General features: G+C 70.5%; 23 protein-coding genes. 17 read left to right on the forward strand and 6 right to left on the reverse strand.

The annotated features are described in order from the left end of the window. Window positions 1-110: 110 nt before the first annotated feature. The 3 genes from OG254_RS32155 (at window position 111) to nudC (ending at window position 6,141) form a co-directional block, all read left to right on the forward strand. Window positions 111-3,626 carry a UvrD-helicase domain-containing protein gene (locus OG254_RS32155; RefSeq protein WP_405588676.1) on the forward strand — a complete coding sequence of 1,172 codons (3,516 nt, stop codon included), beginning with the start codon at window positions 111-113 and terminating at the stop codon, window positions 3,624-3,626. A gap of 10 nt (window positions 3,627-3,636) precedes the next feature. Further along, complete coding sequence (locus OG254_RS32160) at window positions 3,637-5,040, forward strand: dipeptidase (protein ID WP_405588679.1); 1,404 nt, start codon at window positions 3,637-3,639, stop codon at window positions 5,038-5,040. 156 nt (window positions 5,041-5,196) lie between these two features. After that, window positions 5,197-6,141 (forward strand): NAD(+) diphosphatase, encoded by a 945-nt coding sequence (gene nudC, locus OG254_RS32165; protein WP_405588681.1) that lies wholly within the window; start codon window positions 5,197-5,199, stop codon window positions 6,139-6,141. A 74-nt stretch (window positions 6,142-6,215) separates the two neighbouring features. Here the strand turns inward: nudC and OG254_RS32170 are convergent, their stop codons facing one another. Further along, window positions 6,216-6,458 (reverse strand): mycoredoxin, encoded by a 243-nt coding sequence (locus tag OG254_RS32170; protein WP_351189539.1) that lies wholly within the window; start codon window positions 6,456-6,458, stop codon window positions 6,216-6,218. A 128-nt stretch (window positions 6,459-6,586) separates the two neighbouring features. Here OG254_RS32170 and OG254_RS32175 point away from each other — a divergent pair, with 128 nt between their 5' ends. From OG254_RS32175 to OG254_RS32195, 5 genes are all read left to right on the forward strand, one after another. Then, the gene (locus OG254_RS32175) at window positions 6,587-8,839 is read left to right on the forward strand and encodes an ATP-dependent DNA helicase UvrD2 (RefSeq protein WP_405588684.1); all 2,253 of its coding nucleotides are present in this window, start codon (window positions 6,587-6,589) and stop codon (window positions 8,837-8,839) included. Between the two features lie 165 nt (window positions 8,840-9,004). Next, window positions 9,005-9,331 (forward strand): hypothetical protein, encoded by a 327-nt coding sequence (locus tag OG254_RS32180; RefSeq protein WP_147993594.1) that lies wholly within the window; start codon window positions 9,005-9,007, stop codon window positions 9,329-9,331. Window positions 9,332-9,503: 172 nt separating this feature from the next. Further along, on the forward strand, window positions 9,504-9,872 hold the full coding sequence (locus tag OG254_RS32185) for a WhiB family transcriptional regulator (protein WP_109496206.1): 369 nt from the start codon (window positions 9,504-9,506) through the stop codon (window positions 9,870-9,872). Further along, window positions 9,869-10,192 carry a hypothetical protein gene (locus OG254_RS32190; RefSeq protein WP_351189548.1) on the forward strand — a complete coding sequence of 108 codons (324 nt, stop codon included), beginning with the start codon at window positions 9,869-9,871 and terminating at the stop codon, window positions 10,190-10,192. The genes OG254_RS32185 and OG254_RS32190 overlap by 4 nt, the downstream gene beginning before the upstream one ends. A gap of 136 nt (window positions 10,193-10,328) precedes the next feature. Beyond that, window positions 10,329-10,538, forward strand: coding sequence for a hypothetical protein (locus tag OG254_RS32195; RefSeq protein ID WP_405588689.1), 210 nt, complete (start codon window positions 10,329-10,331; stop codon window positions 10,536-10,538). 81 nt (window positions 10,539-10,619) lie between these two features. Here the strand turns inward: OG254_RS32195 and OG254_RS32200 are convergent, their stop codons facing one another. After that, window positions 10,620-11,990, reverse strand: coding sequence for an ABC1 kinase family protein (locus OG254_RS32200; protein WP_405588692.1), 1,371 nt, complete (start codon window positions 11,988-11,990; stop codon window positions 10,620-10,622). Next, a complete protein-coding gene (locus OG254_RS32205; RefSeq protein WP_405588695.1) occupies window positions 11,983-13,191 on the reverse strand; it encodes a TOMM precursor leader peptide-binding protein in 1,209 nt (402 codons plus the stop codon). The genes OG254_RS32200 and OG254_RS32205 overlap by 8 nt, the downstream gene beginning before the upstream one ends. A 350-nt stretch (window positions 13,192-13,541) precedes the next feature. Between OG254_RS32205 and OG254_RS32210 the strand changes: the two genes are divergently transcribed. From OG254_RS32210 to OG254_RS32225, 4 genes are all read left to right on the forward strand, one after another. Further along, window positions 13,542-14,138, forward strand: coding sequence for a M48 family metallopeptidase (locus tag OG254_RS32210; protein ID WP_351201570.1), 597 nt, complete (start codon window positions 13,542-13,544; stop codon window positions 14,136-14,138). 177 nt (window positions 14,139-14,315) lie between these two features. Then, a complete protein-coding gene (locus OG254_RS32215) occupies window positions 14,316-16,076 on the forward strand; it encodes a TerD family protein (protein ID WP_405588697.1) in 1,761 nt (586 codons plus the stop codon). A gap of 11 nt (window positions 16,077-16,087) precedes the next feature. After that, entirely contained in the window at window positions 16,088-16,768 is a 681-nt protein-coding gene (locus OG254_RS32220; protein WP_405588700.1) for an AIM24 family protein, read from the forward strand. A gap of 19 nt (window positions 16,769-16,787) precedes the next feature. Continuing rightward, a complete protein-coding gene (locus OG254_RS32225) occupies window positions 16,788-17,543 on the forward strand; it encodes an AIM24 family protein (RefSeq protein ID WP_405588702.1) in 756 nt (251 codons plus the stop codon). Window positions 17,544-17,597: 54 nt separating this feature from the next. Here the strand turns inward: OG254_RS32225 and OG254_RS32230 are convergent, their stop codons facing one another. Both OG254_RS32230 and OG254_RS32235 read right to left on the reverse strand, forming a co-directional pair. Then, on the reverse strand, window positions 17,598-18,113 hold the full coding sequence (locus tag OG254_RS32230; protein ID WP_405588705.1) for an NUDIX hydrolase: 516 nt from the start codon (window positions 18,111-18,113) through the stop codon (window positions 17,598-17,600). Beyond that, on the reverse strand, window positions 18,110-19,564 hold the full coding sequence (locus tag OG254_RS32235; protein ID WP_405588706.1) for a zinc-dependent metalloprotease: 1,455 nt from the start codon (window positions 19,562-19,564) through the stop codon (window positions 18,110-18,112). Before OG254_RS32235 ends, OG254_RS32230 begins: the two co-directional genes overlap by 4 nt. Window positions 19,565-19,756: 192 nt before the next feature. On the opposite strand from OG254_RS32235, the gene OG254_RS32240 reads away from it, so the two are divergent. From OG254_RS32240 to OG254_RS32255, 4 genes are all read left to right on the forward strand, one after another. Next, a complete protein-coding gene (locus tag OG254_RS32240; RefSeq protein ID WP_405588709.1) occupies window positions 19,757-20,875 on the forward strand; it encodes an SDR family oxidoreductase in 1,119 nt (372 codons plus the stop codon). A gap of 88 nt (window positions 20,876-20,963) precedes the next feature. Beyond that, window positions 20,964-21,425, forward strand: coding sequence for a molybdenum cofactor biosynthesis protein MoaE (locus OG254_RS32245; protein ID WP_405588711.1), 462 nt, complete (start codon window positions 20,964-20,966; stop codon window positions 21,423-21,425). 141 nt (window positions 21,426-21,566) lie between these two features. Beyond that, on the forward strand, window positions 21,567-21,731 hold the full coding sequence (locus tag OG254_RS32250) for a hypothetical protein (RefSeq protein ID WP_405588713.1): 165 nt from the start codon (window positions 21,567-21,569) through the stop codon (window positions 21,729-21,731). Window positions 21,732-21,809: 78 nt separating this feature from the next. Further along, window positions 21,810-22,907, forward strand: coding sequence for a PDZ domain-containing protein (locus OG254_RS32255; RefSeq protein ID WP_405588715.1), 1,098 nt, complete (start codon window positions 21,810-21,812; stop codon window positions 22,905-22,907). A gap of 75 nt (window positions 22,908-22,982) precedes the next feature. Here OG254_RS32255 and OG254_RS32260 read toward each other — a convergent pair whose 3' ends face one another. Further along, complete coding sequence (locus OG254_RS32260) at window positions 22,983-23,525, reverse strand: PPA1309 family protein (protein WP_351201551.1); 543 nt, start codon at window positions 23,523-23,525, stop codon at window positions 22,983-22,985. Window positions 23,526-23,691: 166 nt separating this feature from the next. Here OG254_RS32260 and OG254_RS32265 point away from each other — a divergent pair, with 166 nt between their 5' ends. Further along, window positions 23,692-26,652, forward strand: coding sequence for a UPF0182 family protein (locus OG254_RS32265; RefSeq protein ID WP_405595301.1), 2,961 nt, complete (start codon window positions 23,692-23,694; stop codon window positions 26,650-26,652). Window positions 26,653-26,684: the final 32 nt, after the last annotated feature.

Here is a 26,684-nt window from a genome sequence, read left to right on the forward strand (position 1 = left end):
CCGTCAGTATTCGGAGTGACCGATCGCACCACCCGTGCTGACCTGCGCTTCCTACGGCCCGAAGGGCTGTCCGGCATCGAGTGTCAGTGCCCGCCGCTAGCCTCTCTGAGATGTCCGCCCGTATCATCGATCCCGAGCAGCTCAAGGAGCTCCTCGGCATCCCGTTCACTCCGGAGCAGACGGCGTGCATCACCGCGCCGCCCGCCCCGCAGGTGATCGTGGCCGGAGCCGGATCGGGCAAGACGACGGTGATGGCGGCCCGTGTGGTGTGGCTGGTCGGCACCGGCCAGGTCGCCCCCGAGCAGGTCCTCGGCCTGACCTTCACCAACAAGGCCGCCGGTGAACTCGCCGAGCGCGTCCGCAAGGCGCTCGTCAGAGCCGGCGTCACCGACCCCGACGTCATCGACCCGGACAACCCGCCCGGCGAGCCGGTGATCTCCACGTACCACGCCTTCGCGGGCCGCCTGCTGACCGACCACGGCCTGCGCATCGGCCTCGAACCGACCTCCCGGCTGCTCGCCGACGCCACCCGCTACCAGCTCGCCGCACGCGTGCTGCGCGAGGCCCCGGGCCCCTACCCGGCCCTCACCCGCTCCTTCGCCGACCTCGTCAGCGACCTCCTCAACCTCGACGCCGAACTCGCCGAGCACCTCGTACGGCCCGAGGCCCTGCGCGCGCACGACGCCGCACTGCTGCTCACCCTTCGGGGCGCCAAGCTCACCAACGCCGACCTGCGCAAGGTCCCCGAAGCGGCGGCGGCCCGGCGCGAACTCGCCGACCTCGTGGTCCGCTACCGCGCCGCCAAACGCGAACGGGACCTGCTCGACTTCGGCGACCAGATCGCCCTGTCGGCACAGCTCGCCAAGATCCCCGAAGTGGGCCGCATCCTGCGCGACGAGTTCCGTGTGGTCCTGCTGGACGAGTACCAGGACACCTCCGTCGCCCAACGCGTCCTCCTGGCAGGCCTGTTCGGCGAAGGCACCGGCCACCCGGTGACCGCCGTCGGCGACCCCTGCCAGGCGATCTACGGCTGGCGCGGCGCCTCCGTCGCCAACCTCGACGACTTCCCCGAGCACTTCGCCCACGCCGACGGCCGCCCCGCCACCCGCCAGGCGCTCAGCGAGAACCGCCGCAGCGGCGGCCGCCTCCTCGACCTCGCCAACGGCCTCGCGGAGCCCCTGCGCGCCATGCACGCGGGCGTGGAGGCCCTGCGCCCGGCCCCCGGAGCCGAGCGTGACGGCACCGTCCGCTGCGCGCTGCTGCCCACCCACGCCGAGGAGATCGACTGGATCGCCGACTCCGTCGCCCACCTCGTGAACACCGGCAAGGCACCCGCCGAGATCGCCGTCCTGTGCCGTACGGCCACCGACTTCGCCGAGATCCAGGGCGCGCTCGTCGCCCGCGACATCCCGGTCGAGGTGGTCGGCCTGTCCGGGCTGCTCCATCTGCCCGAGATCGCCGACCTGGTCGCCGTCTGCGAGGTCCTCCAGGACCCCGGCGCCAACGCCTCCCTGGTCCGCCTGCTCACCGGCCCCCGCTGGCGCATCGGCCCGCGCGACCTCGCCCTCCTGGGGCGCCGCGCACGGATGCTGGTGTCCCACGCGCGCGTGGACGGCGACGACGACCCCGACCGCCGGCTCGCCGAAGCCGTCGAGGGGGTCGACCCCGCCGAGGTGATCTCGCTCGCGGACGCCCTCGACACGTTCCTGGAGACGCCCCTGGACGGCGACGGGGACCACGACGGGCTGCCCTTCTCGCCGGACGCGCGCGTGCGGTTCGCCCGCCTGGCCACCGAACTGCGCGACCTGCGCCGCTCCCTGTCCGACCCGCTGATGGACGTCCTGCACCGAGTCCTCGCCGCCACCGGCCTGGAAGTGGAGCTGTCGGCGTCCCCGCACGCGCTGGCCGCCCGCCGCCGCGAGACCCTGTCCAACTTCCTCGACATCGCCGCCTCCTTCGCGGCCGGTGACAACGAGGCGACCCTGCTCGCCTTCCTCGGCTTCCTGCGCACCGCCGCCCAGTACGAGAAGGGCCTCGACAACGCCCTCCCGGGCGGCGAGAACACCGTCAAGGTGCTCACCGCGCACAAGTCCAAGGGCCTGGAGTGGGACGTCGTCGTCGTCCCCGGCCTGGTCACCGGCACCTTCCCCAGCACGCAGGGCCGCGAGAAGTGGACCGCCCAGGCCAAGGTGCTCCCGCACGAACTGCGCGGCGACACCGACACCCTCCCCGACGTCGCCTCCTGGGACTCCCGCGGCCTGAAGGCCTTTCAGGACGCCATGAAGGACCACCAGCACACCGAGGAACTCCGCCTCGGCTACGTCACCTTCACCCGCCCCCGCTCCCTGCTCCTCGGCTCCGGCCACTGGTGGGGCCCCACCCAGAAGAAACCCCGCGGCCCCTCCGACTTCCTGCACGCCCTGTACGACCACTGCGCCGCCGGGTACGGCGAGATCGAGGCGTGGGCGGACGAGCCGGCCGAGGGCGAGGAGAACCCGGCCCTGCACCGGGACACCGCCGACCAGCTCTGGCCCCTGCCCCTCGACGAGGCCGCCCTGACCCGACGCCGAGCGGCAGCCGAGACGGTCCTCGCCCACCTGGAGAACCTCGCCTCCCACGAGGACGGCCACCCGGCCGCGACGCACGACCCGGACGAGTACGACGACCCGCAATGGCCTGCGCCGCCGGAGGACGACGAACCACTCCCCGAGGACTTCTCCGACCAGGACGACCCCTTCGAGGAAGACGACGACTGGGACTCCTGGACCACCGACCGCCCGGACCGCCCGGACCGCCCGACCATCCCGCACCAGGCGACACCCCCGCAGCCCCCCGCATCCCCGCAGCACCCGGCCCGCCCACATCCCACGGAAGCGGAACCCCTCACCCCGGAGGAGGCCCGCACCATCGCCTCCTGGGACCGCGACCTCGACGCCCTCACCGGGGAGCTGCTGCGCGCCCGCGCGAGCGTCACGGACGTACCCCTGCCCGCGTCACTGACCGCGTCCCAGCTGCTGCGCCTGGCCGCCGACCCGGACGGGTTCGCGCAGGAACTCGCGCGCCCCATGCCGCGCCCCCCACAACCCGCCGCACGTCGAGGCACCCGATTCCACGCCTGGGTGGAGGCCCGCTTCGAAGAGCTGACGCTGCCCCTGCTGGAGCCGGAGGACCTCCCCGGCAGCGAGGCCGAGATCGCCGACGAGCGGGACCTGGAAGCCCTCAAGGACGCCTTCGAGCGCACCGAATACGGGCACCGCACGCCGTACCGGGTCGAGGCCCCGTTCCAGCTCGCGATCGCCGGCCGCGTCGTACGGGGCCGTATCGACGCCGTCTACAAGACCGGCGACGGCGACGGGGCGACGTACGAGATCGTCGACTGGAAGACCAACCGCACCCGCACCGCCGACCCGCTCCAGCTCGCCCTGTACCGGCTCGCCTGGGCCGAGCAGCAGGGCGTACCCCCGGAATCGGTCGACGCCGCGTTCCTGTACGTCCGCAGCGGCGAAGTCGTACGCCCGGACGACCTGCCGGGCCGGGCGGTCCTGGAGCGGCTGCTGACCGAGGAGCCGGTCACCGAGATGAACTGTGAGGAACCGCCCAACCAGGATGTCGGTGCGGGCCGATAGGCTCGTGACCATGAGCCAGACCCCGGACAGCGCCGTCCGCACGTACATCGAGCAGCACCGTGCCGCCTTCCTCGACGACCTCGCCGAATGGCTGCGCATCCCCTCCGTGTCGGCCCAGCCCGACCACGCGCCCGACGTACGCCGCAGCGCCGACTGGCTCGCCGCCAAGCTCACCGAGACCGGCTTCCCGACCACCGAGGTCTGGCCGACCGAGGGCGCGCCCGCGGTCTTCGCCGAGTGGCCCTCCGACGACCCCCAGGCACCCACCGTCCTCGTCTACGGCCACCATGACGTGCAGCCCGCCGCCCGCGAGGACGGCTGGGACAGCGACCCCTTCGAGCCCGCCGTCCGCGAAGGACGCCTCTACGCGCGCGGGGCGGCCGACGACAAGGGCCAGGTGTTCTTCCACACACTCGGCGTCCGCACCCACCTCGCCACCACCGGCCGCAGCACCCCCGCCGTCAACCTGAAGCTGCTCATCGAGGGCGAGGAGGAGTCCGGCTCCCCGCACTTCCGCGCGCTCGTCGAGGAGCACGCGCAGCGGCTCGCGGCCGACGCCGTGATCGTGTCCGACACCGGCATGTGGGCCGAGGACACCCCCACCGTGTGCACCGGCATGCGCGGCCTCGCCGAGTGCGAAATCCGGCTGTACGGCCCCGACCAGGACATCCACTCCGGCTCCTTCGGCGGCGCCGTCCCCAACCCCGCGACCGCCGCCGCCCGCCTCGTCGCCGCCCTGCACGACGAGCACGCACGCGTAGCCGTCCCCGGCTTCTACGACGGCGTCGTCGAGCTCACCGACCGCGAGCGCGACCTCTTCGCCGAGCTGCCCTTCGACGAGGCGCGATGGCTGCGCACCGCCAAGTCGTACGCCACCCACGGCGAGGCCGGCCTCACCACCCTGGAGCGCATCTGGGCCCGCCCGACCGCCGAGGTCAACGGCATCGGCGGCGGCTACCAAGGCCCCGGCAGCAAGACGATCATCCCGTCCTCCGCCATGGTGAAGCTCTCCTTCCGGCTCGTCGCCGGACAGGACCCCCAGCACATCGAGAAGGCCGTCCGCGCCTGGACCGCCGACCAGGTGCCCGCCGGGATCCGCTGCGAGATCACCTTCACCGGGTCCACGCGCCCGTGCCTGACCCCACTGGACCACCCGGCCCTGCAGTCCGTCGCACGCGCCATGGGCCGCGCCTTCGAAGGGCCCGTCCGCTTCACACGCGAAGGCGGCTCGGGACCCGCGGCCGACCTCCAGGACGTCCTCGGCGCCCCCGTGCTCTTCCTCGGCATCTCCGTCCCCTCCGACGGCTGGCACGCCCCGAACGAGAAGGTCGAGCTGGACCTGCTCCTCAAGGGCGTCGAAACCACCGCCTACCTGTGGGGCGACCTGGCCGCGAACTGGCGCCATGCGCCCTGAGCCACCGGGGCCGTCCGGAGCGGCATCACGCGCGGGGCACACTGGACAGGCCGTCCCGCACCACCGAGCCCTGCCGCACCCGGCCCCCTCCCGCCATACGTCCCGCCGATCCGCCCGCCGAAGCACACCGTTCCACTGGGGGAGTTGGAAGCACCCGTGACCACCTGGACCGACCACACCGCCGACCGACCCATCTCGCTCACCGCCCCGAGCGGCATCGACCGCGCCGCCCACCACCGCCTCGACGAGGCCTGGCTCGCGGCAGCGTGGAGCCACCCCACAACCCGCTGCTTCGTGGTCTCCGGCGGCCAGGTCCTCATCGACGAGACGGCGGACGGCCGCACCGAACTCGTCATGACCCCCTCCTTCGAGGCCCCCCTCACCGAGGCACACCGCTACTTCCTCGGCATCGACGACGACGGCGTCAGCTACTTCGCCCTCCAGAAGGACGCGCTGCCCGGCCGCATCGACCAGTCCGCCCGCGCGGCCGGCCTGCGCGAGGCAGGCCTGCTGCTGTCGCCACGCGACACCGGCCTGATGGTGCACGCCGTCGGCCTGGAGAACTGGCAGCGCACCCACCGCTTCTGCTCCCGCTGCGGCGAGCGCACCGTGATCGCCGCGGCCGGGCACATCCGCCGCTGCCCCGCCTGCGGCGCCGAGCACTACCCGCGCACCGACCCCGCCGTGATCATGGCCGTCACCGACGAGGACGACCGCATCCTCCTCGGCCGCCAGGTCCACTGGCCCGAAGGCCGCTTCTCGACGCTCGCCGGCTTCGTCGAGCCCGGCGAGTCCATCGAGCAGACGGTGCGCCGCGAGGTCTTCGAGGAGGCCGGAATCACCGTCGGGCAGGTCGAGTACGTCGCCAGCCAACCCTGGCCCTTCCCGTCCAGCCTCATGCTCGGCTTCATGGCCCGCGCCACCTCCACCGACGTCAACGTCGACGGTGACGAGATCCACGAGGCCCGCTGGTTCTCCCGCGAGGAACTGCGTGCCGCCTTCGACTCCGGCGAGGTCCTGCCGCCGTACGGCATCTCCATCGCGGCACGCCTGATCGAGCTCTGGTACGGCAAGCCACTGCCGACGAGGAGCTTCGTCTGACAGGACGCACGACAAGAAGGCGGCCCCTGAAGCGCCTCAGGGACCGCCTTCCACAACCGCGCCGACAGGCGCGGTCAGACGCTGACCTTCTGCTTGACCTGAGCCAGCGACGGGTTCGTCAGCGTCGAACCGTCGGCGAAAAGCACGGTCGGGACCGTCTGGTTTCCGCCATTCGCCTTCTCGACGAACGCGGCGGACTCGGGGTCCTGCTCGATGTTGATCTCCGTGTACGCGATGCCCTCGCGATCCAGCTGCTTCTTCAGCCGCTGGCAGTATCCGCACCAGGTGGTGCTGTACATCGTCACAGTGCCCTGCATGGCTCGCGCGCTCCTCTGATGGCTCGGGGAAACAGGTCTTCCGGAGGGGGAACGCACGCGACCGGGCCGCCATTCCCACCCGGGGTATGCCCCGCCACGTGACGCCTGCCGCATTAGTACGACTATCAATGCCTGCCTGTGGACAACCGGCACAGCCGTCTCCGGCGACCTGGCAGCATGGCCATGTGACAGCAGCAACGCACTCCACCCTCTTCCCGCAGGCACCGGACTCGGCCGACGCGGTGCTCGAAGGGCTCGACCCCGAGCAGCGCGAGGTGGCCACCGCCCTGCACGGTCCCGTGTGCGTGCTCGCAGGCGCCGGCACCGGCAAGACCCGGGCCATCACCCACCGCATCGCCTACGGGGTACGGGCCGGCATCCTCCAGCCCTCCAGCGTGCTCGCCGTCACCTTCACCAACCGCGCCGCCGGCGAGATGCGCGGCCGACTGCGCCAGCTCGGCGCCGCCGGAGTCCAGGCCCGCACCTTCCACTCGGCCGCCCTGCGCCAGCTCCAGTACTTCTGGCCGAAAGCGGTCGGCGGCTCCATGCCCCGGCTCGTCGACCGCAAGATCCAGCTCGTCGCCGACGCGGCCGCCGCCTGCCGCATCCGCCTCGACCGGGGCGAGCTGCGGGATGTCACCGGCGAGATCGAATGGTCCAAGGTCACCCAGACCGTCCCCGCCGACTACGCGCCCGCCGCCGCGAAAGCAGGCCGCGAAGCCCCCCGCGACCCGGCCGAGATCGCCCAGATCTACAACGTCTACGAGGACCTCAAGCGGGACCGCTCCGTCATGGACTTCGAGGACGTCCTGCTGCTCACCGTCGGCATCCTCCAGGACCGCCACGACATCGCCGACCAGGTCCGCTCCCAGTACCAGCACTTCGTCGTCGACGAGTACCAGGACGTCAGCCCGCTCCAGCAGCGCCTGCTGGAGCTGTGGCTCGGCGAGCGGGACAACCTGTGCGTGGTCGGAGACGCCAGCCAGACGATCTACTCGTTCACAGGCGCAACCCCCGACCATCTGCTCGACTTCCGCACCCGCCACCCCGGAGCCACCGTCGTCAAGCTCGTCCGCGACTACCGCTCCACCCCCCAGGTCGTCCACCTCGCCAACGGCCTGCTCGCCCAGGCCCGCGGCCGCGCCGCCGACCACCGCCTGGAGCTCATCTCCCAACGCGACCCCGGCCCCGAACCCGTCTACACCGAGCACACCGACGAGCCCGCCGAGGCCGAAGGCGCCGCCCGCCGCATCCGCGAACTCATGGACGCCGGCGTCCCGGCCAGTGAGATCGCCATCCTGTTCCGGACGAACTCCCAGTCCGAGACCTACGAACAGGCCCTCGCCGACGCGGGCGTCCCCTACCAGCTGCGCGGCGCCGAGCGCTTCTTCGACCGCCCCGAAGTACGCAAGGCGGGCATCGCCCTGCGCGGCGCGGCCCGCTTCGGCGGCAACGACGCCCTCCTCGACGACGTCGTCGACCTGCCCTCCCAGGTCCGTGCCGTGCTGTCGGGGGAGGGCTGGACCACCGAGCCCCCGGCCGGCTCCGGCGCCGTCAGAGAGCGCTGGGAATCGCTGGCAGCCCTGGTGAACCTCGCCCACGACTTCGCCGCCGCCAAACCCGGCGCCACCCTCGCCGACCTCGTCGCGGAGCTCGACGAACGGGCGAACGCCCAGCACGCCCCCACCGTCCAGGGCGTCACCCTCGCCTCCCTGCACTCGGCCAAGGGCCTGGAGTGGGACGTCGTCTTCCTGGTCGGCGTCGCCGAGGGCATGATGCCGATCACCTACGCAAAGACCGACGAACAGATCGAGGAGGAACGCCGCCTCCTCTACGTCGGCGTCACCCGCGCCCGGCAGCACCTCCACGTCTCCTGGGCCCTCACCCGCGCACCCGGCGGCCGCGCGAACCGCCGCCCCAGCCGATTCCTCGACGGACTGCGCCCCGGCTCGACCGGCACCACCGGACGCGCCGCCGCGGCCGGCTCCGGAGGCGTCGAGCGCGGTTTCACCAGCCGACCGGACGCCGCCCCGAGACGGACACAGCGCAGCCCTGCCCGCTGCCGCGTCTGCGGGCGCACCCTCATCGACGCCGGCGAGATGAAGCTGATGCGCTGCGAGGCCTGCCCGTCCGACATGGACGAGGGCCTCTACGAACGCCTGCGCGAATGGCGCGGCGTTCAGGCACGGCTCAGCGGACAGCCCGACTTCTGCGTCTTCACCGACCGGACCCTGATGGCCATCGCCGAGGCGGAGCCGACCGGTCCGGTTGAACTCTCCCGCATCCCCGGTGTCCTCAAGCGCAAGCTCGACCGATACGGAGCCGATGTGCTGGCCATCTGCGCAGGCCAGGAGGTTGAGGACGGCCCGGACGGGGAATGACACGAACTCGTCGAAAAAATAGTTTGCGCATGCCCCAGCAATCCCCATAGGTTCTTAGCCACGGGAACGGAGGCCTTCTCGAAGGCCCCAATTCCGTGTTCTACTTGCATACCCATCGGACTGGTTCACCCCAGTCCCTCGAGACGCCGAGAGGAGGCGAGTCCAGTGATCAGCATCAACGCCAGCTCCATCAGCACCGTCAAAATGACCGATCGCTCGGTCGTCGCCTCCCTGTGCATGCTCGTCGCCTCGAACCAGGGCACCGGTCTGTCCGGCATCCGTGCCGCCCGCCCGGCGTCCTCCGTGTCTCTCGCGGGTCTTCCCGTCAGTGAGCGCAATGAGCGACCGACCAAGGCACTGGAAGCGGCAGTAGAGGCAAAGGCGCATGCCTATGCCGCCACGGCGACCGGTGCCGGATTCCGGAAGCAGACGACGCAGCACCACCAGATGTGGGCCTTCCGTGGGCCAGAACCCTGGAGTGATCCAGCCTGACAGTCGATCAGGCCGGCGCCTTCAGGGCCGCGGAACCCCATCCGGGATCCGCGGCCCTTCTGTTTGTCCTCGACCAGGGATGACAGAGCGAAGGGGCCTCGGGACAAGGAAACCCGGTACCAACCGCCACCCGGCCCAACAGGGCCGGAACGACAGACGAGGAAGACCAACCGTGCAACTCGAAGCGCACGCCCCGTCAGTACCGCCTTCAGACGCGATCCCCAAGCCCGGCCTCACGGAGGACTCCACCTTGACTCCCCTCACTGCGCTCACCGCGCTCGACGACGCCATCGAGAACCTCGGCGTACCCGTCCCCTGCCGTTCCTACGACCCGGAGGTCTTCTTCGCCGAGTCGCCGGCGGACGTCGAGTACGCCAAGTCCCTCTGCCGCACCTGCCCGCTGATCGAGGCCTGCCTCGCCGGCGCCAAGGAGCGGCGTGAGCCCTGGGGCGTCTGGGGTGGCGAGCTGTTCGTCCAGGGTGTCGTCGTCGCCCGGAAGCGGCCGCGTGGCCGCCCGCGCAAGAACCCGGTCACGGCATGAACACCGCAGGAACGATCGACCGTCCCTTCACGCACGACCCCCAGAAGCAGGCCCCGATGAAGCCGTCCACCCACGAGCTCGCAGGCTCCGCGCCTGAAGACTTCACCACCAGTGGCGCGAAGGACTCGCGTCAGAACAGGAACCGAGAGATGCAACTCATCCAAGAAGCCCTGGCACGTGCGCATATGCACGAGCGACAGCACGAGGCCGCGCGGGAGAGCCGGGCCGTGCGCGTCGCGACCGCGCGCCGCATGCAGCGCCGGGCCGAGCGCGCCTCGCTGCGTGCTCGCCGTGCGCTCGCCATGGCGGTCATGCAGTAATCGACCACACCGCTACGCGGTTGCCTCCCCGTCAGGGAGGCGGTAGCTCCCCGCGGGGGCCGGTCCGTACGAACGGACCGGCCCCCGCGGTGCGTTGTGCCCGTCGATCGGACAGCGGCGGCGATATCGTCGCCGAGTGACGAGTCTTTCCGGAGGCAGTGACAACGGCGGCTCCGCCACGGAGCCCCAGCCCCTCGTGTGCGCCCGATGCGGCACCGAGGCCCGGTCCCCGCAGCCCACCTGGACCTGCTCCGTGGAGCACGGCACCCGTCAGTACATCTGCGACAAGTGCTCTCGGGAGAATCTCAGGGCGATCGAGGGGCGGTTGGACTCGGCTTGGTGGTAGGGCGGCTGCTTCCCTTGGGGGCCTCCCCCCGCCCCCGCCCCCCTCCCTCTCCCCCAGCGCTTCCGCGCAAGCAGCGTCAGCTCACGCCTCCGCCGCCGCCCCCTCCTCAGCGGTCGGCTCCTCCAGGACGAATCCAGGAAGCCACTCCTCCAGTTCGTCGCGCAGTCTCACCGTCGCGCCCAGCTGGCACAGCACCCCGATCGTGCTCAGCGTCACCCGGTGGATGAGGAGATACGCCGGGGGGAGGTTGAGCTGTTTCGCGAGTTGGTAGGCGGGGGAGCGGGGGTCGGCCACGCGGCCGGCCTGGCTGCGCATCCAGCCCCGCGTGAAGGTGAACTCGTCGACCTGGGCCGGTTCGATGATCGGCAGGAGGTAGTCGAGGACGGCGTCGGGGTCCAGGTCGATGGAATCCTTGACGAAGCCCTCCTCGCAGAGAAGTTCGTAGACGGCGTCCGCCTCGCCGTCCAGGGTCATCCGCAGGGAGTCGCCGATGGGGGTCGGCAGGCCGCCCGGCAGACGGTCGACCGTGCCGAAGTCCAGGACGCCCAGCCGCCAGTCGTCCTCGCCTTCCGGGCCGCCCGGCAGGAGGCGGAAGTTGCCCGGGTGCGGGTCGGCATGCAGCAGGCCGGTGCGGGCCGGGCCGGAGAAAAGGAAGCGGGCCAGGAGCTGGCCGGCGCGGTCGCGCTGCTCCTGGGTGCCGTCGGAGATCACCTCCGAGAGCGGGATGCCCTCCATCCACTCCGTGATCAGGACCTGGTCGCACTGGTGGACCACCGCGGGCACGACGACGTCGGGATCGTCGGCGAACTCGTCCGCGTGTGCCTGCTGGGCCTGCGCCTCCAGGCCGTAGTCCAGTTCCTCCGAGACCCGGTCCTTGAGCTCGGTGATCAGTGGCTTGATGTCCATGCCGGGGATCAGCGGGCCCAAGAGTCGGGCGAAGCGGCTCAATTGGTTCAGGTCGGACAGCAGGGCCTCGCCGGCTCCCGGGTACTGCACCTTGACCGCGACCTCACGGCCGTCGTGCCACACCCCGCGATGCACCTGGCCGATCGAGGCGGCCGCGGACGGCTTGTCCTCGAACTCCAGGAACAGGTCGTGCCAGTCCTCACCGAGCCGCTCCGCCAGCACCGAGTGCACGGTGCGCGTCGGCATCGGGGGAGCTGCCTCCTGGAGCTTCGTGAGTGCGGCGCGGTAGGGGCCGGCGATCTCCTCGGGCAGGGCGGACTCGAAGACGGACAGGGCCTGCCCGAACTTCATCGCGCCGCCCTTGAGCTCGCCGAGCACCTTGAACATCTGCTCCGCGGTGCGCTGCTGCAACTCCCGGCCGACGATCTCCGCGGACTCGCCGACGATCCGCTTGCCCAGTCCCCAGGTCGCCCGTCCGGCGAAGCCGAGCGGAAGCGCGGCGAGCTTGGCGGTGCGGGTGACCGCCTTGCGGGGAAGATCAGACATGCGCCCTCCAGGTACGAGCCGGCCGCTCTGCGTCTGCCCTACGGCGTGACTTCTTCGACGGCCGCTGCTCCGCCATTGTCTCGTGCCACTCCCCTTCCTCGGAGGGGTGTTCTCCCTCACCTTTCCTCGTGGCGCCGCACGGGCATGCGGAATGTGCCCACACGGGCCGGGCGTGCCAGGTCAGACCGGGTAGGGACACTTCCCAGCGTGCACCCGCGCTGGACGGAATCCGGCCGTCCAGAAAGGTGAGGGCGTGTGCGGCGGCCAGTCCGGCGACCGTGGTGGCCAGCGTGAGGTCGCAGGGTCGCACCTCGCGTGCCCTCCTGGAGCCCGAGCGCCACTGGGCGACCAGGCGGGGCCAGGCCGGGTCCCGATCCGTGCGCTCCTCGTTCAGGCAGCCGGCGCAGCCGGTCTCGCCGGGCAGGACGAGCGGGCCGACCACGCCGGTTCCCTCCACGACACCGGCGTACAGGTGGGGCGTGCCGGAGGAGACGAGGGGTTCGGCGGCGGACGGGGAGGGGGCGTGTACGGCGACGTCGTCCCGGGGCGCGATGATCACCAGGGAGTGGCCGGTGGTCTCCTCTCCCAAGCGCGAGCGGGGACCGCGGCGCGGTGGGCGGTCCGGTGCGCAGCGGCGTGCCGTCCGCCGCGCGGCCTCGTCCCTGCGGTCGCCGACCGTCTCCATGGGCAGCCCGCCCGGCGTCACGTCCCACGGTTCGACCCGGCCGACGTCGCGCACGTCGACGTCGCCCACCCCCGCTGCCGACAGCAGCGAGGCCACCATCGAGCCGACCCGGCCGGCGCCTCTCACCTGTACGCGCAGTGAGCGACGCGCGGTCAGGCGGCTCATCGCCTCACCCGGCTGGGAGGTGGTCAGGGACAGCGAGGCCAGATCGGGGCGCATCCGGTCCAGTACCTCCTTCTTGCGCCGCAGGGTGTCGCCGGCCGGGCCGCCCCCTTTGGCGTCGTCGAGCAGTCCGGCCCCTGCCAGTCGGCGCACCAGTCTGTCGACATGACCGTCCGGCAGATCCATGCGGCGGCCTTCCTCGCGCAACAGCTCCAGTCCGCGAGTGCCGTTGAGCTGATCGAGGAAGCTGCCCGTCGCCGTGTCCATGGGCCCCAGTGTCAGCGCGTGTGCCGGAGTCATCCCGAATTGCACGGTGTTGAGGTCGCGCCAGCCGCGCCTGAGGGCCGGCTTCATCAGGGGAGCTGTCAGGGTCGGTGGATCCGTCCGAGTCGACTGGACTGGTGGAGTCGGCGGCGTCGGCGGCGTCGACGTCCCCGGCTGTGCGGTTGAAATGTCTGAATTCGGTGAATCCGTCGCGTGCATGAACTGGCCCCCGTAGCCGTCGTGGAACATCCCCGTGCGTCGGAGGAGCTCGGTCGTGGCTCCGTCGACGACTGTCAGCATGCCCCGACGCGGCGGCCGGTGCCGAAAGTTGTCCACAGGCGGTGGATATTCGTCGTACAAATCAAACGCATGGTGGGGGATCGGGATCGAACCGTCCCGGAGTCGGGACTTCCCCCGTGTGCAGCGGGTAACGTCGGGGCGTGTCCGCCGACCCACTGCACCGCGCCGGAACACCACAGCGCAGTACGACGAGCCCGCCGCCGAGCGGCTCGAAGGCGAGCGCGATCGAGGTCCGCAGAAGCGCCCGGCGCCGCCGGACGGTCTCGGCGTACCGCGAGGGCGATCGCACCGTCGTGCTCATCCCTGCCCGGATGTCCGAGGCCGAGGAGCAACGCTGGGTGAACGTCATGCTGGACAAGCTGGCCGCGCAGGAGAGCAAGCGGGTCATCGGGGACGCCGAGCTGGCGGAGCGGGCCGAGCGGCTGTCGGACCAGTATCTGGACGGCCGTGCGCATCCCAACTCGGTGCGCTGGGTCACCAACCAGAACACCCGCTGGGGCTCGTGCACCCCGGCCGAGGGCAGCATTCGCCTTTCGCACCGGTTGCAGGGCATGCCCGAGTACGTCGTCGACTACGTCCTCCTGCACGAACTCGCGCATCTCCTGGTGCCCGGCCACGGGCCCGGCTTCTGGCGGCTGCTTGAGGCCTATCCCCGCACCGAGCGGGCGAAGGGCTACCTCGAAGGCGTGGTCGCCGCCGAGCGGTTGCCGCATCTGCCCGGCGCACGCGGCGAATGAGCCCGAGGGGCCCGCGACCGCACCCGTCCGCTCTCTGAAGCGGCGCCGGAGGCGGCGCTTCCGGTTCGACCGGGCGTGGCTTGTGTACCGGGTCTGTACCGGCTTCGTCCGATGTCCGAGTTTGCCGTTAGCCTGGCGCGACGCACTTACATTCGGGATGGGGGACGGTCGTTACGCATGGCCAGGGAATTCCAACGCGGCCACAAGGCCAAGATCAGTGACCTCACCTCGGGCACGGATCTGTACGTAGGGGTACAGATCGCCGCCCCAGGGCTGAGCTTCGACATCAGCTGCTTCGGTCTCGACGCCGACGAACGGCTCTCGGACGACCGCTACTTCGTCTTCTTCAATCAGCCGAAGTCCCCCGAGGAGTCCATCCAGCTCCTCGGCACCCAGGCCGGTGACACGGAGTCCTTCCGGATCACCCTCGACAGGATCCCCCCTCAGATCCAGAAGCTGTCTTTCACGGCGACGATCGACGGCGCCGGACAGATGTCGCAGATCAGCCCCGGGTACGTCCGCATCGTCGCCGGTGGCGAGGAGGTGGCCCGGTACGCCTTCAACGGCTCGGAGTTCTCCACCGAACGCGCCGTGATGCTGGGTGACTTCTACCTCAAGGACGTCTGGCGGTTCGCCGCCGTCGGCCAGGGCTTCGACGGTGGTCTCGACGCGCTGCTGAAGAACTTCGGCGGCGAGGTGGCCGAGGAGGAGACGCCCGCCGCTCCGCAGCAGGCCCAGCAGCCCCAGACCGGCGCGGCTCCCAGCTTTGCACCGCCGGCCCAGTCGGCCGCGCCGCCCGCGTTCGGCGCCCCGGCCCCCGCGCCTGCACCGGCGCCCGCCGCGCAGGGCTTCGCGCCCCCTCCGGGATCCACCCCGCCGCCCCCGGCCCCGGCGCCCGCACCCTCGGTGCACGCCCAGCCGACCATCATCGCGCCCATGACCCCGCCCGGTGGAGCGCCGCCGCCCCCCGCCCCGGCGCCCGCGCCGTACGGTCAGCCGGGTCAGCAGCCGCCGTACGGTCAGCCGGGCCAGCCCGCGCCCTACGGTCAGCCCGGGCAGCAGCCGCCGTACGGCCAGGCGCAGGCGCCTGCCCCGACCGCCCCGCCGCCCCCCGGCTACGCCCACCCCCAGGCACCGCAGGCCCCGGCCCCGCCGCCTGGTTACGGCCAGCCGACCCCGCCCCCGGGCTACGGCCAGCAGCCCCCCTACGGGCAGGTCCCGGGCCAGCCGGCGCCCTACGGAGCCCCCCAGGGCGCACCGCAAGGCGCACCTCAGGGCCCCGGCGTGGCCGCGGCGCTCCAGCAGTTCAAGGAGACGCCCACCGGGCAGCGCTGGACCCAGCAGAACAAGAAGCTCGTCCGTGTCGACCTCGGCATCGGCGGCCAGCCCGTGCTGGCCCGGCAGGGCAGCATGGTGCTCTACCAGGGCAAGGTCGACTTCAGCTACAAGGGCGCCGGCTTCTCCGGCCGGATCGTGGGCAACGCGACCGGCCAGGAGATGCAGCTGATGCGCTGTACCGGCCAGGGCCAGGTCTTCCTCGCCGAGAACTCCACGATGCTGCACCCCATCGAGCTCCAGGGCGACGGCATCTGCGTCTCCGCCGAGAACGTCCTCGCCTTCGACGAGAGCCTTCAGCACGAGGTCCGCCGTATCGAGGGCCACGGCATCCCTGGCGGCGCGCTGTTCACGATGCAGTTCACGGGTACCGGCACGATCGTCGTCAAGACGCACGGCACGCCCGTGGTGCTGCCGGTCACGCCGACCACGTTCGCTGACTGCAACGCCGTGGTCGCCTGGTCGTCCGCGGCCCAGGTCGTCGTCTCCAGCCAGGTCCGCATGCGGCGCAACGCCTACCCCGGCGACACCGGAGAGAGCGTCAACCTCCAGTTCCGGGCCGCTCCCGGCAACTTCATCGTCGTCCAGCCGTACGAGATCTGAGGGAGCCCGTCATGAATCAGCCACTCGCGGGCTTCGCCCCCGCACCCGTCTCCGCCCGCATGGAGAACCACGGCAACCACATGCTGAAGGTCGCCATGCAGACCGGGAACGACCTCCTCGCGCGCGTGGGCTCGATGGTCGCCTACGAGGGCTTCGTCCAGTACGAGCCCAACCCGCCGGCCGTGCGCCAGATCGCCAAGGACTGGATGACCGGCGAGGGCGCGCCCTTGATGAAGTGCTCCGGTGACGGCCTGCTCTACCTCGCCGACTACGGCGCCAACGTCGTCGTGCTCAACCTCAACGGCGACGGAATCTCCGTCAACGCCACCAACCTGCTCGCCTTCGACGCGCATCTGACGTGGGGCGTCGAGCGGGTCAAGGGCCTGGCGAAGTTCGCCGGGCAGGGCCTGTGGAACACCAAGATCTCCGGGCAGGGCTGGGTCGCGCTGACCTCCCGGGGCAAGCCGATCGTCGTCGACTGCGGCGGCGGCGAGGACGAGACCTACGTCGACCCGGACGCGCTCGTCGCCTGGTCCCCGAACCTCAAGGTGAAGGGCAAGCGCAGCTTCAAGGCGCAGTCGCTCATCGGCCGGGGCAGCGGCGAGGCCTACCAGATGGCCTTCTCCGGCCAGGGCATCGTCGTCGTCCAGCCCAGCGAGGACAGTACCGACCGCCTCCGGGTCCGGGGCTGAGGGGGAGCAGGGAAACGTCATGCAGAGCCCGATTTTCGCCTACAACGATCAGCAGACCCAGGACCGCTGGAGCCTGCAGAACAAGCAGATGCTCCGCGTCGGCCTGGAGGGCCACGACGACATCCTCGCCCGCAAGGGCACGATGGTCGCCTACCAGGGACTCGTCGAGTTCGACGCCGAGTACCAGAGCAACCAGCAGGGGCGCGCGCGTGCGCACACCGGTGAGGGCCTGAACCTCATGCGCTGTCACGGACAGGGCACGGTCTACCTCGCCAACCTCAAGCAGCACGTCCACCTCATGGACGTCGACCAGGACGGGCTGACCGTCGACAGCAGCTATGTGCTGGCGATGGACTCCTCGCTGCACCACGAGGTCATCGCCGTGGACAGCCTCTACGGCATCTCCGGCTCCGGGAAGTACCAGCTCAACATCACCGGCCGTGGCAAGGTCGCGCTCATGACCTCCGGCATGCCGCTGATGATGCAGGTGACGCCCGACAAGTACGTCAACTGCGACGCCGACGCGATCGTCGCCTGGTCCACCTCGCTGCGCGTGCAGATGCAGGCCCAGACGCACTCCTCCGGAGTGTGGCGGCGCCGAGGCAACACCGGCGAGGGCTGGGAGCTCAGCTTCATGGGCAGCGGCTACGCGCTCGTGCAGCCCAGCGAGCTGCTGCCGCCGCAGAACGCCCAGGTCGGCTCCGGCCTCGCCGCGCAGTACGGCATGGGGCAGCAGGGGGCGCGGGGGCAGAACCAGGGCAACGTCTGGAGCTGAGCCGGCGTGACCATCGGTGAGGGGTGACCGCGAGGGCGGTCACCCCTTACGCGTTCACAGCCTCGCCCGCGTCGCTTCCAGCAGCCGTACGACCGACTCGTCCGCCACGTCCGCCACCTCGTCGTAGGCGAACCAGCGCAGGTCGAGCGACTCGTCGCTGATCGCCTCCACCGCGCCCGCCGGAGCCAGCGCCGCGTACTGGACGTCGAGATGCCAGGCGCACGGCGTGTGATGGCGGTCCAGACGCACCGGGCCGCCCGGCAGCAGGGTCAGCCCCGCGACGCCCGACTCCTCGGTCCCCTCGCGCAGGGCGGCCGCCGCCAGCGTGTCGTCGGCCTGCTCGCAGTGGCCGCCCATCTGCAGCCACATGCGCAACTTCTTGTGCAGGGTGAGCAGCACACGCCCGCGTGAGGGGTCGATCACCAGCGCGCTCGCCGTGATGTGCCCGTCGCCGCAGGCCTTCCACAGGCCGTCCGGGTGGGTCTCCAGATGCTCCAGATACGTCCGGCGCAGCTCTTCCTGGCCCTCGTAACCCTTGAGCACGAGGACCGCGTCGTCGTGCAGGCTCACTCGGCGCCGTCGTCCTTGGAGTCGTCGTCGCCCTTGGTGTCGTCGTCCTTCTTCAGGTTCGGCTTCTCGGTGGAGCCGCTCGCCGCCTCGCCGAGCATCTTGTCCAGCTCGGAGAAGTCGATGTGCTCGCGGTGCACGAAGCCGTCCGGGTCGTCCAGGTCGGTGGCCGTCGGCAGCATGTCCGGGTGGGCCCACAGGGCGTCCCGGCCGTCGACACCACGCGCGTCCGTGAGCGAGGCCCACAGGCGGGAGGCGTCACGCAGCCGGCGCGGGCGCAGCTCCAGCCCGATCAGCGTGGCGAAGGTCTGCTCCGCCGGGCCGCCCGAGGCGCGTCGGCGGCGCAGCGTCTCACGCAGCGCGTCCGCGGACGACAGACGCGGCTTCGCGGCCGCGTGGACCACCGCGTCGACCCAGCCCTCGACGAGCGCCAGAGCCGTCTCCAGACGCGCCAGAGCCGCCTTCTGCTCCGGGGTGTCCTCCGGCTGGAACATGCCCTGCTGAAGTGCGTCCTGAAGCTGCTCGGGGTTCTGCGGGTCGAACTGGCCGACCACGTCCTCCAGCTTGGCGGTGTCGACCTTGATCCCGCGCGCGTAGCCGTCGACCGCTCCGAACAGGTGCGAGCGCAGCCACGGCACATGCGCGAACAGGCGCTGGTGGGCCGCCTCGCGCAGGGCGAGATACAGCCGCACCTCCTCCTTCGGCACGCCCAGGTCCTTGCCGAACGTCTCGATGTTGATCGGCAGCAGCGCGGCCTTGCCGATCGGGCCGAGCGGCAGGCCGATGTCGGTGGAGCCGACGACCTCGCCCGCGAGCACGCCGACGGCCTGCCCGATCTGCGTGCCGAACATGGCGCCGCCCATCGAGCGCATCATGCCGATCAGCGGGCCGGCCATGGCCTGCATCTCCTCCGGCAGGACGTCGCCCATGGCGGTGCCGACGCGCTCGGCGACCGGGTCGACGAGCTCCTGCCACGCGGGCAGGGTCGCCTCGACCCACTCCGCGCGGCTCCACGCCACGGCGGTGCCCGCGCCGGACGGCAGGGACGTCGCGTCGTCCAGCCACAGGTCGGCCAGCCGGACGGCCTCCTGGACGGCGGTGCGCTCGGCGGGGCCGACGCTCGCGTCCTTGGTGCCGTCAGCGGTGCCCTGGGAGACCGTCTGGCGGGCGATCTGCTTGGCCATGTCCCAGTTCACCGGGCCGCCCTCGTAGGAGAGCATCTGGCCCAGCTGCTGGAACGCGGCGCCCAGGTCGGTGGGGTTCAGCGAACCGAACATCGCTGCGAACGGATTGTCGGCACCACCCCCCATGCCACCGGCACCGGGCAGCCCGCCGAAACCGAACGGGTTGGCCGGTCCCTGACCACCACCGCTCTGCTGGTCCTTCTTCTTGCCCTCGTCGCCGTCGTCCGGCTCCTCCGGCGGAAGGCCGAATCCGAATGGGGTGTCACTCACGGGATTCCTCGGCTGTTAAGGCCACCGGCTGGCGCCGGCGGCACGACTGCCCGATAACACCACCCAGCGTAGACACCGCGAGCCGATCGGGCCTCGGTGCTTCGCCGACTCCCGGCCTGCGGCAGGATGGATGCCACCTGGTACGTACGCGTCACTCGCGTCCGTACTGAAGACAACCGCTGGAGACGCCCGGTGAGTTCCCCTGATCCGCAGGTTCGCGCAGCGCGAAACCAGTCAACCCCTCCCGCGCGCGGCGTGCGCGGCCCCGTCGTGGCGGTGACCGGTGCCGCGTCCGGGATCGGCGCCCTGCTCACCGAGCGGCTGGTCGCGTCCGACGAGGTCAAGCAGGTCATCGCCATCGACGAGCGGCGCGGTGAGTGCGCGGCGGCGCAGTGGCACATCCTGGACGTGCGGGATCCGGCCATCGCGGAGAAGCTGCGGGGCGCCGACGTGGTCGTTCACCTGGCGCTCGACCTGGATCTGGAGACGGATTCAGCCGCGCGCACCGCCTACAACGTTCGGGGGACGCAGACCGTCCTGACGGCCGCCGCGGCGGCCGGGATCCACCGCGTCGTGCTGTGCACCTCGGCGATGGTCTACGGGGCGCTCCCTGACAACGAGCTGCCGCTGTCCGAGGACGCGGAACTGCGGGCGACGGCCGAGGCCACCGGCGTCGGGGACCTGCTGGAGATCGAGCGTCTCGCGCGCAGGGCGCCCCGGGCCCACCCGGGACTCAATGTCACCGTGGTGCGTCCGGCGGTGCTCGTGGGCGGCACGGACACCGCGCTGACCAGGTACTTCGAGTCGCCGAGGCTGCTCGTCGTCGCCGGTTCGCGGCCCGCCTGGCAGTTCTGCCATGTCGAGGACCTGTGCAGTGCCCTGGAGTACGCCGTCCTGGAGAAGGTCGACGGGGAACTCGCCGTCGGATGCGACGGCTGGCTGGAGCAGGAGGAGGTCGAGGAGCTCAGCGGGACCCGGCGCATGGAACTGCCCTCGGCGGTCGCGCTGGGAGCAGCGGCCCGGCTGCACCGCATCGGGCTGACACCCTCCCCGGCAGGTGACCTGGCCTACACGATGTATCCGTGGGTGGTGAGCGGAAGCCGGCTCCATGACGCGGGGTGGCGGCCGCAGTGGACAAACGAGGAAGTGCTCGCGGAGCTGCTGGAGGAGGTCTCCGGCAGGCACACGGTCGCCGGGCGGCGGCTCGGGCGCAAGGACGCGACGGCGGCCGGCGCGGCGGGCGCGACGGTGGCCCTGCTGGGCGCGGCGGCGGTGGTGCGGCGGGCCCGCAAGGCCCGGCGGCGGATCTGAGGCCCGTAGGACCCTCCAAACCTCCACGCGCGTGTGCCGGGCGATAGCGCTATTCCCCGGCCACACACGCGTGAGGCACGATGGGCCCATGGCACCTTCCAACGATCACCCCGGTGAGCAGGGCGCTCAGGATCCCGTCAAGCTCATCGCCGTGTCCGAGACGGCCCTCTCCCTGGACGAGGTCTTCCGGGCCGTCGGGGACGATGCCGCCGGTGGGACCGCGCTGTTCGTGGGGACCGTGCGCAACCACGACGGGGGTGCCGACGTCGACGAGCTCGGGTACTCGTGCCATCCCAGCGCCGAGGCCGAGATGCGACGGATCGCCGAGAAGGTCGTCGCCGAGTACCCCGTGCGGGCGCTCGCGGCCGTGCACCGCGTCGGGGATCTCAGGGTCGGGGACCTCGCCGTCGTCGTCGCCGTCTCCTGCCCGCATCGCGGCGAGGCCTTCGAGGCGTGCCGCAAGCTGATCGACGACCTCAAGCACGAGGTGCCCATCTGGAAGCACCAGAAGTTCTCCGACGGCACCGAGGAATGGGTGGGCGCCTGCTGAAAGGCGCCCGGATCGGTCGGCCCGAACCCGTCCACCTCACTCCGCTTGCGTAACCGCACCCCTGGCGTGAGCGTTGTCAGTGCCAGTGGTTAATCTGCTGATCAGTCAGTTGCGGTCGCTCATTGGGGATGGGAGGACGGCATGGCAGCGCTTGCCTGGTTGCTGATTCCGCTTGTGGCTGCGATCTTTGCCGGTCTGTGGGGCAGTTGGGCCAACCGCAACCGCAAGGCACGGGGCGACGGCCCGGAGCTCGACGGTTATGCCCGCTTCCGCGCGGCCATGGAGAAGCCCTCCTCCCGCACATGATCGCTCGGCACAATGCTCATGGAGTCGGGTTCGCGGCCCTGACGGGGCTCTGACAGGACTGTCACGTACTGTCGAGGCATGCCACGCCGCACCGCGACGATGCTCGCCTCCACCCTGATGCTGATCGCGCTCCTGTGCGCGGGAGTCTTCATTCCCGTGCCGTACGCGGAGATGTCCCCGGGGCCGACGGTGAACACCCTCGGCGAGCACGACGGCGAGCCGGTGCTGCAGATCTCCGGGCGCAAGACGTACCCGACGACCGGGAACCTCAACATGACCACGGTCCGGGTCACCAGCGCCGACTACAAGATGAACCTGGTCGAGGCCGTCTACGGGTGGCTCGCGCACGACAACAAGGTCGTTCCGCACGACACCCTCTACCCGGACGGCAAGACCGAGCAGCAGTCCACCCAGGAGAACGCCGAGGAGTTCAGCCAGTCCCAGGAGAGCGCCAAGGTCGCCGCCCTGAAGGCGCTGGACATCCCGGTGCAGAGCTGGGTGATCGTCTCGACCGTCGTCAAGGGCACCCCCGCCGAGGGCAAGCTGCACGCCGGTGACGTGATCAAGGCCGTCGACGGCACGACGGTGAAGGAACCGGGGGACGTCGCCAAGCTGGTGACCAAGCACAAGCCCGGCCAGGACGTCGTCTTCACGATCGTGCCGGCCAAGGAGCAGGCCGCCGCGGAGAAGGAGCGCAGGCAGCCCACGAAGACCGAGAAGGTCACGATCAGGACCGCCGCGTCCGACGACACCGGCAGCAAGCGCGCCATCGTGGGGATCTCCGCCGGGACCGACCACACCTTCCCGTTCGGCATCGACATCAAGCTCGCCGACGTCGGCGGACCCAGCGCGGGTCTGATGTTCTCGCTCGGGCTCTTCGACAAGCTCAGCCCGGGCAGCCTCACCGGCGGCAAGTTCGTCGCCGGCACCGGCACCATCGACGACGACGGCAAGGTCGGCCCCATCGGCGGCATCGAGATGAAGACCATCGCCGCGCGCGAGAAGGGCGCCCAGTACTTCCTCACGCCCGCCGACAACTGCGCGACCGCCTCCAGGGACGTCCCCGGCGGGCTCACCCTCGTCAAGGTCGGCACCATCGACGACGCGCTCGGCGCCCTGGACGGCATCCGCTCCGGCGACACCGCCGACCTGCCCAAGTGCACGGCCAAGAGCTGAGCGAGCGGCCTCGGTACGACGACGGGGGGCGCCCTTCACCGTGAAGGGCGCCCCCCGTCGCCGTACCGGAAGACCTCAGTCCGCGAAGGTCGCCGTCAGCGCCTGAGCCAGACCCGGGACCAGGTCCGGGCCGGTGAGGACCTCCGTCGGGGTGTCCTTCTCGCGCAGGCGCAGGGCCGACTCACGGGTGCCGTCGCGCAGCACCGCGACCGTCATACGGACCTCCTGACGGTCCGGATGGTCCGCCACCCACTTCGTGAGCTTGGTCCCGCTCAGGCCCTGCGGGACCTGCGTCTCGGCGGACGGGGGCAGCATCAGGCGCTCCACCGTGAGCGCGCAGCCGACCACCGCGTCGGGCCAGGCGATCGTGCCGAGGAACTCGTCGAGCGCCTTGCCCGTTGGAATTTCGTCCTGCTCGATCGGGGTCAGGCCGGTGGACTCCTGCTCGTCCCCCAGGCCGAGCTGGGCAGCGAGGCCGGGTTCCTGGACTCGCAGCCGTGCGGTGTCGACGAGGGCGAAGAGGCGGGCGGGCTGGTCCCAGCCGAGGCCGGAGGCGTACTCGTCGATCTCGAGAACGGCCCGGGTCAGCGGGTTCGCAGCCATGGGAGTGTTGGACATGGTCACAATCCTGCCTCGTTCCTGGCCGGAATCGGGAACCGAGTAAGCGGTGAGTAAGTTGCATAGGTGTGGGCCCGCGATCACGGGGGGCCACTCAGGGTCCACGAAGACGCGGGCCTGACGCAGACCAACAGCGAACTTCGGGGTGCGAACCTTGGCTTTCCAGATGCCGGACCGCGGCGGAGGCCCGACCGGGCCACGGATCAGAGTGGGCCGCCCGTCCCGGCGTGTCCGGACCCTGCTCATGACACTGGGCGTCCTCGCCGTCCTCGGCATGGCCTTCACCATGTTCGCGGGCTTCTGGACGGACTGGCTCTGGTACCGGTCGGTGAACTACTCCTCGGTGTTCACGACCACGCTGTGGACGAAGATCGGACTCTTCTTCGTCTTCGGTCTGTTGATGGCCCTCGCCGTCGGCTTCAACATCTGGCTGGCGCACCGGCTGCGCCCCCCGCTGAGCGCCATGTCGATGGAGCAGCAGAGCCTCGACCGCTACCGCATGGGCATCGCGCCGTACAAGAAGTGGCTGCTGCTCGCGATCACCGCCCTGGTCGGCCTGATCGCCGGCGCCTCCGCCTCCGGCCAGTGGCGGACCTGGCTGATGTGGGTCAACGGCGTTCCGTTCGGTGAGAAGGACCCGCAGTTCCACCTCGACGTCGGCTTCTACGCCTTCGACCTGCCCTGGTACCGGTTCCTGCTCGGCTTCGGCTTCGCCGCCGCGATCCTCTCCGTGATCGCCGCCGCGCTCACCCACTACCTGTACGGCGGGCTGCGCATCACCAGCCCGGGCGCGCGCGCCACAGCGGCCGCCACCGGTCATCTGTCCGTCCTCATCGGCATCTTCGTCGCCCTGAAGGCGGTCGCGTACTGGCTCGACCGGTACGGACTCGCGGTGAAGTCCAGCGACTTCAAGGCGACCGACAACTGGACCGGCCTCAGGTACGTCGACGCCAACGCCTATCTGCCGGCCAAGACGATCCTGTTCTGCATCGCCGTCATCTGCGCACTGCTGTTCTTCGCCACCCTGTGGCGGCGCACCTGGCAGCTGCCCGTCATCGGCTTCGGCCTGATGGTGCTCTCGGCGATCCTCATCGGCGGGCTGTACCCGGCGATCGTGCAGAAGTTCCAGGTCCAGCCCAACGAGCAGGCCAAGGAAGCGCCGTACGTCGAGAAGAACCTCAAGGCGACGCGCGACGCGTACGGCATCGACGGCACCCAGGTCACCGAGTACCCGGGCACCAGCAAGACCGAGGACAAGGCGAAGCTGCGCGACGACGTCGACACCACGGCGAGCATCCGCATCCTGGACCCGAACATCGTCTCGCCGACGTTCCAGCAGCTCCAGCAGATCAGGAACTACTACGCGTTCCCGACCAACCTGGACGTCGACCGGTACAGCAAGGACGGCAAGGACCAGGACACCGTCATCGGTCTGCGTGAGATCAATCTCAACGGCATCCCGAAGCGGAACTGGATCAACGACCACTTCCGCTACACCCATGGCTACGGCGTGGTCGCCGCCGAGGGCACCAACGCAGACTCGCAGGGCCGGCCGGACTTCACCGAGTCCGACCTGCCGTCCAAGGGCGACCTCGGGACATACGAGCAGCGGGTCTACTACGGCGAGAAGACCACGATGTACTCGATCGTCGGCGGTCCCCAGAAGGAGATCGACTACTCCGACGACAACGGCGAGAAGACCTACAGCTACAAGGCCGACAGCGGGGTCAGTCTCTCCAACCCGGTCAACCGGGCCGCGTACGCGGTGGCGTTCGGCGAACCGCAGATCCTGTACTCCGGTGCGATCGGCGACGGTTCGCGCATCCTGTACAACCGCACGCCCAAGGAGCGCGTCGAGGCGGTCGCCCCGTGGCTGACCATCGACGGCGACGCCTACCCGGCGGTCGTGGACGGCCGTATCCAGTGGATCGTCGACGCGTACACGACGACGAACGGCTACCCGTACTCGTCCCGTACGACCCTCGGTGACACGACGGCCGACTCGTTGACCGCCACCAACGACAACCGTGCGGTGGTGGCCCAGCAGAACCAGGTCAACTACATCCGCAACTCGGTGAAGGCGACGGTCGACGCGTACACCGGCGAGGTCAAGCTCTTCCAGTGGGACACCAAGGACCCGGTCCTGAAGACCTGGATGAAGGCCTTCCCGGGCACGGTGAAGTCCAAGAGCGAGGTCTCCAAGTCGCTGATGGCTCATCTGCGCTACCCGCAGGACCTGTTCAAGGTCCAGCGTGAGCTGCTCACCCGCTACCACGTGAAGGACGCGACGACGTTCCTCAGCGGCAGCGAGGTCTGGCAGGTGCCGGACGACCCGACCAACAAGTCGGGCAGCGCGACACCGCCGTACTACCTGAGCATGAAGATGCCCGACCAGGCGGCGCAGGCGTTCTCGTTGACGACGACGTTCACACCGAACGGCCGGGACAACCTCAGCGCGTTCATGGCCGTCGACGCCGAGGCCGGCACCCCTGACTACGGCAAGATCAGAGTGTTGAAACTGCCGACCAACACCACGGTCAACGGCCCAAGTCAGGTCCAGAGCCAGTTCAACTCCGAACAGGACATCGCCGAGACCATCAGGCTGCTGAAGGGCGGCGGCGACTCCGACATCGAGTACGGCAACCTGCTGGCCGTGCCACTTGACGGAGGACTGCTGTACGTGGAGCCGGTCTACGTCCGTGGTGGTGGGCTCAAGTACCCGCTGCTGCGGAAGGTACTGGTGACCTACGGAGGCGCCATCGCCTTCGAGGACACGCTCGACGAGGCCCTGAACAAGGTCTTCGGAGCGGACGGCGCGACCACCCAGCCACCGGACGACGGCGACGAGGACGGCGGCGGTACGACACCTCCGCCGACGTCGAGCAACCCGACCGTCCAAGACGCGCTCAACGACGCCCAGAAGGCCTTCGAGGCCGGCCAGGACGCCCTGAAGAAGGGTGACTGGGAGGCGTACGGCAAGGCGCAGAAGGACCTGGAGGACGCGCTGCGGCGGGCCGAGGACGCGCAGTCGCAGCCCGACAAGACCGGCGGCGGCGCGGGCAACGGTGGCGCAGGCGCGAGCCCGAGCGGCAGCCCGAAGCCGAGCAGCAGTCCCACCGGGACATAGAGCCGGCGGGTGATCGAATAGCCCACCCCGCG

This window comes from Streptomyces sp. NBC_01092 (assembly GCF_045039535.1).
Taxonomy (GTDB): domain Bacteria; phylum Actinomycetota; class Actinomycetes; order Streptomycetales; family Streptomycetaceae; genus Streptomyces.